Source organism: Cupriavidus sp. (assembly GCF_057315035.1).
In genome coordinates this window covers 133,281-141,823 of sequence record NZ_DBHKYV010000017.1, presented here as the reverse complement: position 1 = coordinate 141,823, position 8,543 = coordinate 133,281, and the positions used below count along the sequence as shown (strand labels likewise).

The following is an 8,543-nucleotide window of genomic DNA, read 5'->3' as shown; positions in this document are numbered from 1 at the left end:
GTCGCATTATATCGAGGCCCCATGCAATACGCAGCAGACAGATGGTTACATATCACGCGTTCCAGCTGTGGTCACACCATTCGATATTCGTGTTTTCGCTCATGAGACTTCTTCCTCAAAGAGATCCCGCGTGCGGGTATCTCGGTCTGAATGGTTGGCAGAAGCTGAATTGGGGGGCGCGGCCAGATGGGCGCCGCCTGCTTGGCCGGCACTCGCGAGGATCCGAGCGCAATGCGGGCAGCGCTTGAGCCCACGCGGGACACGCTCGAGCGGAATCCATCGCGCGCGCGGTCGCATTTGGCGGGCTGTGTCCTTCGGCTTATGTCCGCACAACGAAGCACGGGTTACCGGGTCGACGGTATGTACGAAGAAGCCGCCATTCGCACGGGCAAGAATCGGCGTCGACTTTTCGGTATGGTTCAGTGCAGCGAACTGCGTCATGAGAGCCTTGCTGCAAGCCCAATGGGCGCCCGTGGCGCCGTGGTAGCCTTGCGCGCGCTCGACCTGGCCGCCGCAAAGCCAGCAGGTGCCGGCATCCCTGTGCTCAGCAATGGTCTTGCCGAAGTAGCAATCGTCCTTTGACATCATTGGCGCCTGGGGGCAGCGTAGTAGACGCCGGTACCGCAGTGCGCACAGCCGAGATGCTGGCGTTCCCGCGCTTCGGTCCTGTCCACAGGTGGAGGGCAGCACGGGTGGGCGTTGGCGCGCACGAGGAGTTCGACGAGGCGCAGGGCAACCAACTGACGATCCTCTTCCTTGGACTGGCCGAGCAGATCCGCCGCGATCAGCGATGCGATGTGGCTGACCAGGTGTAATGGAGGGTGAAAGGGGGCAGGAACGGCAGCCGGCGCGCACGCAACATCGGTGTCGGCCGAAGAGTCATGGCGGGGTGCAGCGCCTGGCTGTTGCGCGGCATTGAGGGTGTCGCAGACCCACTTCACGATCGCAGCTTTCACGTCGTTTGCCGGATTCGTGTCGAAGTTCTCGCTGAAAATGCGCAGCGTGCCGCAGGAGATCACGCCATTACCGCCCCGCCAATGCCCCGTGAACGGCGGCGGCTCGCCCGCGGGCGCGGCGAGCTCGGCTGCGAGGTCTTCGATGAGGGCCGCGGCCGCATCGAAGGCGTGCGCATCCTGGGCGATCCCGCCAGCGACTTCTTCCGGCGTACCGATTTGGACCGATGGATCCGCATTGAAGGCGGACGCCACCGCATGACAGGTGCGCGCTTTGCCGCGGAGTTCTTGAATCCAGTACTCAACGCGGCCTTGCGTCGTAACCGGTTCGTTCGTGAGACGGTAGGCGTTTTGCCAAGCCGTGCAACGCCGATCGTGGTCATCCTCTTCGTCGCATACGCCTTGATCGCAACGGTCGTTTTGCCACGGCGAGGAAGGTCCGCCGGCAAGGGAGGCACGCTGTACCAGGTCCATGACGGTTGCAACGATCCTGTCGCCGTCCATCTCCATCATTCGGCCGCCATCGAGCGTATGCAGCACGTGCTCCATTTCGAGCCGCACATTGGCTTCCGTAACGCCGGCATTCCGGTCGAGCGCGGCCCGTATGGTGGCCATGTCGCGGTGGCAAGCCTTGGCAGTCGCTGATCCCGGCGGCACGTTCAACAAGCCGAGGGAAGGGTCAAGCAGGGCGTCCATGCGATCCAGCGCGTCTTGGATGCCGGCAAAGGATGATTTCGTTCTCACGGTCTTTGTTTGGTCTGAATAGTATTTGTTCAATCCAGCCTAGCCGGTGGGCGTCAAAGTCAAGCCTGATCAGCGGGCGGGGTTGTTCGAACCGGCGAGTGCGCCTGGATCGCTCAGTCCAAACCGGATGGCGGCCGCGCGCAGCTGCTCAGCATTGACGCTGCCATCAGCAAGGGCGCCGAGGACTACCCGTGCGAAGCCGTGGAGGGCGGCCAGTTCCTCGCCAATAGGTCCGTGCGTGTAGAGGAACAACCCGTTTTGCATGCGCCGCACAGCCGTCGTCTCGGAAGCCATGCGCAGCAGCAGCGCTTCTGCGGTGTCGTGGCTGACGCCAAGATGGCGCTGCAGGAGTGCGACAGACGCTGCGCGATGCTCGTGAACAAGCGCCAGAGTTCGTGCGAACAAGGCTTCGCGATCAGCGTGCATCGTGCGAGCGTGACTCGGGCTTAGGCAGCCGAACTTCGGAAATGGGCGTCGACACCGCATCCCATTCGACGCACGGGACACGCTGTACACGATAGTGCTGGCGCTTGGCCGCCACACGCGCGTCGTACTCCGGGTTTCCGGTCATGCCCAGCACCTCGATGACAGCCTCCGGTACGACATCGGTCAATATGAAGTCGGGATGGACGGCGGCACGGCCAATGTGGCGCATGGGCTTGCGGAACGCACGGCGCAGGCCAACCAGGTGATCGGCCATGGCGACTTCGTACGACGAGTCACACGGTAGGAACTGGCGGTTTGCAAGCATCGCCGCCACGTCGACCACGGTCAGGTAGCCCGCTTTCGACCGCTCCACCAGTAAGACGGCGACACAGCGTTGATCGTCCTTGGCAAGGGCCGCGAGCGCTCCGCCGAAAGAAGCCTGCAGGCGGGCGTAGATATCTGCCGCCATGAAAAAGCGCTGGGTGCTCTGGCGCAACACGAGCTTGCCTCCGTACTGCGTCGCGCCGTGGGACTCTACCTCACCGATAACGATGCCCCGTGGGTTGCCCGCCGAACTGGGGGCGAGGCGGGCCTGCCACGCGTCGAACTCGGCCAGGATTTCTGCCTTGCGCGCCGAGTCCCATCGTTGCATGACGTGCAGCAACTCTGCCGCAGGCTTGCCGTTGATGTGGCAATCGGCAAGCTCCGTGGTCAGTTGGGACCAGCATGCATTCCAGCCGCGCGCGCCAACGCCGGACCAGACATTCAGTCCCGCCTGCTCCCACGCGTATTCGAGAAAGGCGAGCAGGCCTGCCGATCGCCGTTGGGGCTTGGTACTTTCGCCCTGTGGCGTTTTCTGTACGATCTTGGTGGGAGTGCGCGTGCTGACCGAAAGGCTGGCATCGAGGCGGATGTCGTGATGGCCATCGCGCTCACGGAAGGCGTCAAGATTGTCTGTGGCACCTGATTTGGCGAGAGCCAGCCGATGGAACGGACACGCGCCGCCGTGGCGGTGTGCCTGCTCCGGCCAGCGAGCCAGCAAGAAGATATCGCGGTGTCGGCGAATGACCAGCTTCGGCCTGGGCCGACTCGGCACGCACCCGCATTCTGCGAAACCTTGGACCGTCTTTGCGCGCTCAAGGTGGCGAGCATAACGGCCCGGGTCTTCCAACACATCGTCCAGCGGGAATTCGTTTCCGCCGATTCGCACGGTGATCATGGGTTGTTCTCCTAGACTCCGGCATCCCGGAACATGGCGTAGAGATCGCGCCGGATCTCGCTGACGTTCAATACGTGCTTGGCGCGGGTCATGGCAACGTAGAGCAGACGCTTCTCTTCAGCGGTCATGGTCGTTTCGCCTTCGTCACCCGTCTTGAACTTGAAATCCCCGGCGAGATAGACCGAGTCGAACTCCAGACCCTTGGCGCGATGGGCGGTAGAGATGACGTAATCGGCTTCCTTCTCGGGACTCACACGCGTAAGAATGAGGCGCAGGTAGTCGACGCCTTCGCTGTCGATCAGCTTGACCAGCGGCTGCAGGTCCCGGCCGGCCAGCGACTCTGAAAACTCCTGTACTTCCTCCCAGGTTTCGAAGAGCGCAAGAGATGCCGGATAGGCGATGCGCTCGCCGCGCATCAGTCGTTCGGCGCCATCGGCAAAGGCTCGCAGTTCGTCCGGCTTGGCTCGGATGGCGACGCGGTCGCCGCGTCCGATGCCTGCGGCGAGATGCGTGAGGACGGTGGCGTTCTTGCGGCAGAGAATCGCGTCGAAGCGGTCCTGGCCGGGCACCGAGTCGTGGAGGATGCGCGATTGGATATGGTCCTGGCCACGCACGGGCGTCTCCTCGTCCATCAGGCTAAGCATGCGGCTGGCGAGTTGCGCGATGGCCGGACCGAAGCGAAACGATTCCGTGAGCGCGCATTCGGGCGCCTTGATGAAGTCCATCGCGTTGACTGCGCCGCGCCACTCGTAGATCTGCTGGTACGGGTCGCCGACGTAGATCACCTGGCATTGTTGGGCCCGAAGCACGGAGAGCATCAGGCCATCTGCATCCTGCGCTTCGTCGGACAGGATGAAATCGGCGCCTATGCGTGGCCGACTCAATTGCCAGAGCTTCAGATATACATCGTGACTGATAGCACCGGCCGCCGCCGGATCGGTGTATTCCTGCCAGAGGCGCTTAACAAACGGCAGAAGGGATGCACGCAGATGCTCGGCTTCTTCTTCCTTGATGATGGCCTCAACCGGGATATGCCAAGCGAGCGGCTCTGGCTGCGCCGAGCGGCAGAACCGCGCGACTCCATCCGCGACCATGCGGGCGACTTTGCTTGCGCTCAGTTCGAGATCCTTGCCGATTGTTGTCGGCAGCTTGAGGGGGCCAAGGCCGTACCGCACGGCAAGGTGGTGCGCCGGCTCAAGCGCATTGTCGAGCTTGCGGCTGATTTCCGGCCGAGTCGCGGCGCGGGCAACGGAATGTGCGGTGCGACACTTGGTATTGGTGGGAAACTTACGTGCGGCATCGTCGGCGATATCGCGGTTGAACGCCATGTAGAGTCCCCGCTTGCGCCCCAGAGCCTGGGCGGCAAGCTTGAGTGTGGACGTCTTGCCGGCGCCGGCATACGCCTTCACCTTCAAGGCGCCACCGGCCTTGACGGCGCCCACCACGGCGTCTTGCTCGTCAGTGGGCACCATCAAGCGATTTCCAAGGCAGTCTGTTCCGGAAGCATGGCCCGGATGCGCAGGCGGATAGCCGCTTCCTTTTCGCGGGCGGCTTCCGTGCGCCGCGCGTACTCGCCACTGACGTTATCCACGATGTAGGCAAAATAGAAGGGGGTTGTGGGACCCGTCCACGCCAACCATTTGGCGCGGATTTCGGCTTGGAGGTCGGCTGCGAGGGAAAAGTAGACAGCGCGTTTTTCGCGCCAGATCCTGGCGTGCAGGGTGCGCGTCGTGCGTTCCAGGTTGTCTGAACGACGCTGTCGGCGTGCGAACTCCTCGTCGGGCGAATGCTGCTCGGCCGCGACGTGCTCCGCAAAGAGCGGGTACCTGTCGCGCTCGCGTTGCTGCTTGCGTGTGAAGGCAGCCTGGCGGCGGGTGTTGAAATTGATGGGGTCGTGGCGTCCGTGTCGGGTAAATCGCATGGCGGGTAGGTATTGGATGGTCTAAACCCAAGATACCGGCCCCACGCCGAAGTCAAGGCGGCCGGCGGGCGAAGTTCGCCGCCAACCATTCTCAGGGTTATTTCCATCGGGTTTAGGCCCGAAAGCTATAGAATTTGGGGCGCCTTTTACCGGAAAGCCATGTCGCACACACCCATAAGCCGAGAGGTATCCCTCGGCAACCGTCCCCAAAGCGAGCCGCAGTTCATTGCACCCGGAGAGCCGGAGTACGGCGATATCGCCCGGCTGGACGCCGTCATCTTCAAGCGCTACCTCGATCGTGTGTTTTGGCATCCCCGCCCGGAGGTGCTGCGCTTCGAGGTGCGCGCTGTGCCGTCGCCTGTGGGTAGCGTGTACGACGTGGTCGCGCTCGTGGGCCAGGGGGAAGGGGAGGTTTGGTTCTCTGAAGCGGCCGTGCCAGCGCGCTGGGACTATGTGGCCATCACCGAATCAACGGATGGGCTAGGGCGACTGCAGCGCGACAAGCTGAAGGCGCAAGGCAAGCTTCCAGAGGACTACAAGCCGTTCATTGGCGATGGGCCAATGCAGGACTATTCCAATCTGGAAAACCCGGAAGAGGTTTCGCAGCGGCGCTGGGCCGTGGTGAACCGTCTGCGCGCGGCGAATCGCCTGGCACGGCAGGCAACGAAGGGAGCCTAGCACATGGCCGTCGATATCCTGAGCCGCTCGGCTGATTTCCACAACGCCGCTGTAGCCGGCATGGCCCGTGCCACCCCGAAAGACCATCCCCGGACGATCTCTGCTTACCAATGCGCATTAATGTCGGTAGAGCACGCCGCCGGCGCCGTTGCGCTGCTCACGATGAGGATGCCAAATGCAGCGATGGCTTTGTTCCGACCGCAGTTCGAAACCCTGATCCGTGGCGTTTGGCTGCTGGAAGCGGCAGGCGAGAAATGGGTACGGCAGTATCACGAGCCGCTTAGTGAAGAGTCGGCGCGGGCTGCGGACAGGGCCCCGGGCCTGAAGGTAATGTTCGACGAGCTGCTCAAACTCGAAGACCCTCGCGTGAAAGGAATCGTGGAGCATCTCGACGAATACCGCCAGCAATCCTTACGTGCCATGAACAGCTTTACGCACGGGGGCATGCATCCTATGTCCAGGTCCGGTACCGGTTATCCGATGGGACTCATCGACAATGTGGTGCGTTGCGCTAACGGCTTGGTCACATACGCGGCACAGATGGCAGCGCTGGTTTCGACTGAGGCGCAGGCGAATGTGGTTCCAGTGCACGCGCTCCGCACGGACTATGAGGATTGCATGCCGGCGATGAAGCTCGGTACTTGAACAGGCCGCTGGCACGCGGTACTATCCCCCGGATTCTCCGCGCTACCGCGCATCGACCTCGCCGGCGTACCGGCCATCTACTTCTTTTCAACCCATTGGGGCTTTGTCCCTAATGGGCATGGCTCCATCCTCCATTGGAGCCACCATGCCCGTCATTGACACCCAGGAAACCGCCATAGCAGTACTTGCTTTGGTCGTAGTCCTTTTCGCGGCGCTGTACTTCATCGTTACGACGCCGAGTCTCGCGCTGCTGTCCTTTCAGCTTTCCACATTGGTGATTGCCGCCTTGGCCATCGCTACGCTGTGGGTGCTCTCGAAATTTTCTCACTTCTCGGGCCATCCGGCCTGAGCACGTCCTTTTTTCCCTTGCGGGGATCCAGCCCCGCAAGGGATGGCTATCCGCGCATCTCCTTGGAGTAATGCATATGGAAGCCGATTGGACTGCCATCGATGTGGTTCGCCACATCCTCGGTGAAGAGGCCGTGTCGTTGGATACGAGTTGCACGCCCGGGCTGACGTTGGTCAAAGAGGGCGAGTTTTTCGAGTTCAACAACGGCTTGGAGTCCCAGATAGTTTGGGATAACGATGTGCCTGTCGTTACCTATGCCTGTAGCGCCCCGACGGTCGTGTTAAATCGACTCGATGCCCGGAGCGGTCGCGGTATAGCAGGGGCTGCCCATGAGGCATTTCATGCCTTCTTATATCGGCGGTTTGGTGGTGATGTCTATCGCGATGAAGGGCGCGTGAATGCGCTCGCCGGCGACTGGGTTCGCCACCACCTCAGCGGCTTTAGGCAGCATGCAGCCCGGGAGATGATCCTGGAAAGCAATATCAGCTACGGTCTTAACTGACCATCTCTAGCCGTGCGAGACCTTCGGGTTCCGCACGGCACCTCTTTTGATGAGCCCTATGTCGACGTGATCATTGTCGTTTACGAACTCGAAGGCGTGGACGATAAAAGAGGTCAAGGTTTTGCCCGATGGTAGTAAGGCGACGGTTCGTCAGGAGCCCACCGCCGATGTGAGTCGCAAGTCAGCCAATCACTGGCAGGAACTGGCGCTTTGAAGCCGTAGCAGCGTGGTTCGTCCGCGCTGTTCTTCTTGTTCATTCCCTCGGGAGACCTTCCCGATGGAACGGTCTCCCCGCATCCCTTTAGAGACCGACATGTACAACCAAATCATTGAGAAGTTTATTGCTGCCCAACGCAGCGCGCGCCAGGCGTATCAGGATGCTGCTGCGTTCGAGCGCGAGGCGTTGGCAGATGCCGGCACAGTTGAGCCGTTCCTCGCCGTCGATGTGCGCTCCGAATATCGACAGGAGAACGAGCTTGAGAAGTTCTGTTTCAAGTTGGCCGGCAGCGTCATCAGCAGGGCCAGACGGGAATTTGCGCCGCTTGGTGCGAGACTCGACATCGAGAACGAAGCCGAGTATGAGCGCGCAGGCCTCGATATCCGGCGAGCGCTGAAGAAAGGCGAGATTCCGGATCTGGATAAGCTCTGGGCGTCCCTCACCGCGCATTACCAGGGCGATGGCGGGGCCACGACGGCTTACCGGCAGGCGGCGTCGCGCATCGTCCGAAACTTCAATCTGCACCGTAACGCTGAGGTAAAGCGAACCGCTTCGGGTGTGGTGCTCAAGAAGCCGGTTTATACCGAGACCGTCTGGAATTCGAGCCGCCGCAAGGTGGGCTATCACAGCACGCAGCCCACTGCGGATTGCCTGATGGGCCTCGCGACTTTTGCGGGCAAAGCGGGCAACGCAGCGCTGGCCAGGCGCCTGGAAAGCATCAACCTGTACGAGCTCGAGTACACATCACGCGAAAAGCTCAACTTTCCGGACCTGGATATCACCTTGTTCAACGACAAGTGGGAGTTCAAATTCGGGAATGAGTTGGCGGATGACCTGATGCTGTTTGTCGGGGAGTACGGCCAGGAAGCCATGCAGGAGCGGCACTGAA

Annotated in this window: 11 protein-coding genes; 5 read left to right on the top strand and 6 right to left on the bottom strand. The window is 61.6% G+C overall.

Features of this window, described 5'->3' with window-relative positions; genetic code table 11:
- Positions 1-99 precede the first annotated feature (99 nt).
- The 6 genes from ACO550_RS20820 to ACO550_RS20795 are packed head-to-tail and all read right to left on the bottom strand — an operon-like array spanning position 100 to position 5,263.
- Positions 100-585: a hypothetical protein gene (locus ACO550_RS20820; RefSeq protein WP_315593843.1), complete on the bottom strand. Its 486-nt coding sequence runs from the start codon at positions 583-585 to the stop codon at positions 100-102.
- Complete coding sequence (locus tag ACO550_RS20815) at positions 585-1,730, bottom strand: hypothetical protein (RefSeq protein ID WP_315593842.1); 1,146 nt, start codon at positions 1,728-1,730, stop codon at positions 585-587. Before ACO550_RS20815 ends, ACO550_RS20820 begins: the two co-directional genes overlap by 1 nt.
- A 36-nt stretch (positions 1,731-1,766) precedes the next feature.
- On the bottom strand, positions 1,767-2,123 hold the full coding sequence (locus ACO550_RS20810; RefSeq protein WP_315593841.1) for a hypothetical protein: 357 nt from the start codon (positions 2,121-2,123) through the stop codon (positions 1,767-1,769).
- On the bottom strand, positions 2,113-3,342 hold the full coding sequence (locus ACO550_RS20805) for a DUF1173 family protein (RefSeq protein ID WP_315593840.1): 1,230 nt from the start codon (positions 3,340-3,342) through the stop codon (positions 2,113-2,115). The genes ACO550_RS20810 and ACO550_RS20805 overlap by 11 nt, the downstream gene beginning before the upstream one ends.
- A gap of 11 nt (positions 3,343-3,353) precedes the next feature.
- Positions 3,354-4,814, bottom strand: coding sequence for a 3'-5' exonuclease (locus tag ACO550_RS20800; RefSeq protein ID WP_315593839.1), 1,461 nt, complete (start codon positions 4,812-4,814; stop codon positions 3,354-3,356).
- The gene (locus ACO550_RS20795; RefSeq protein ID WP_315593838.1) at positions 4,814-5,263 is read right to left on the bottom strand and encodes a hypothetical protein; all 450 of its coding nucleotides are present in this window, start codon (positions 5,261-5,263) and stop codon (positions 4,814-4,816) included. The genes ACO550_RS20800 and ACO550_RS20795 overlap by 1 nt, the downstream gene beginning before the upstream one ends.
- Positions 5,264-5,422: 159 nt before the next feature.
- Between ACO550_RS20795 and ACO550_RS20790 the strand changes: the two genes are divergently transcribed.
- From ACO550_RS20790 to ACO550_RS20770, 5 genes are all read left to right on the top strand, one after another.
- Complete coding sequence (locus tag ACO550_RS20790) at positions 5,423-5,941, top strand: hypothetical protein (RefSeq protein WP_315593837.1); 519 nt, start codon at positions 5,423-5,425, stop codon at positions 5,939-5,941.
- 3 nt (positions 5,942-5,944) lie between these two features.
- Entirely contained in the window at positions 5,945-6,586 is a 642-nt protein-coding gene (locus tag ACO550_RS20785) for a DUF6988 family protein (RefSeq protein ID WP_315593836.1), read from the top strand.
- A gap of 145 nt (positions 6,587-6,731) precedes the next feature.
- Positions 6,732-6,935, top strand: a complete 204-nt coding sequence (locus ACO550_RS20780; protein ID WP_315593835.1) for a hypothetical protein — start codon at positions 6,732-6,734, stop codon at positions 6,933-6,935.
- A 76-nt stretch (positions 6,936-7,011) separates the two neighbouring features.
- Positions 7,012-7,437 (top strand): hypothetical protein, encoded by a 426-nt coding sequence (locus ACO550_RS20775; RefSeq protein ID WP_315593834.1) that lies wholly within the window; start codon positions 7,012-7,014, stop codon positions 7,435-7,437.
- A gap of 313 nt (positions 7,438-7,750) precedes the next feature.
- A complete protein-coding gene (locus ACO550_RS20770; protein WP_315593833.1) occupies positions 7,751-8,542 on the top strand; it encodes a hypothetical protein in 792 nt (263 codons plus the stop codon).
- The last annotated feature ends 1 nt before the right edge of the window (position 8,543 follow it).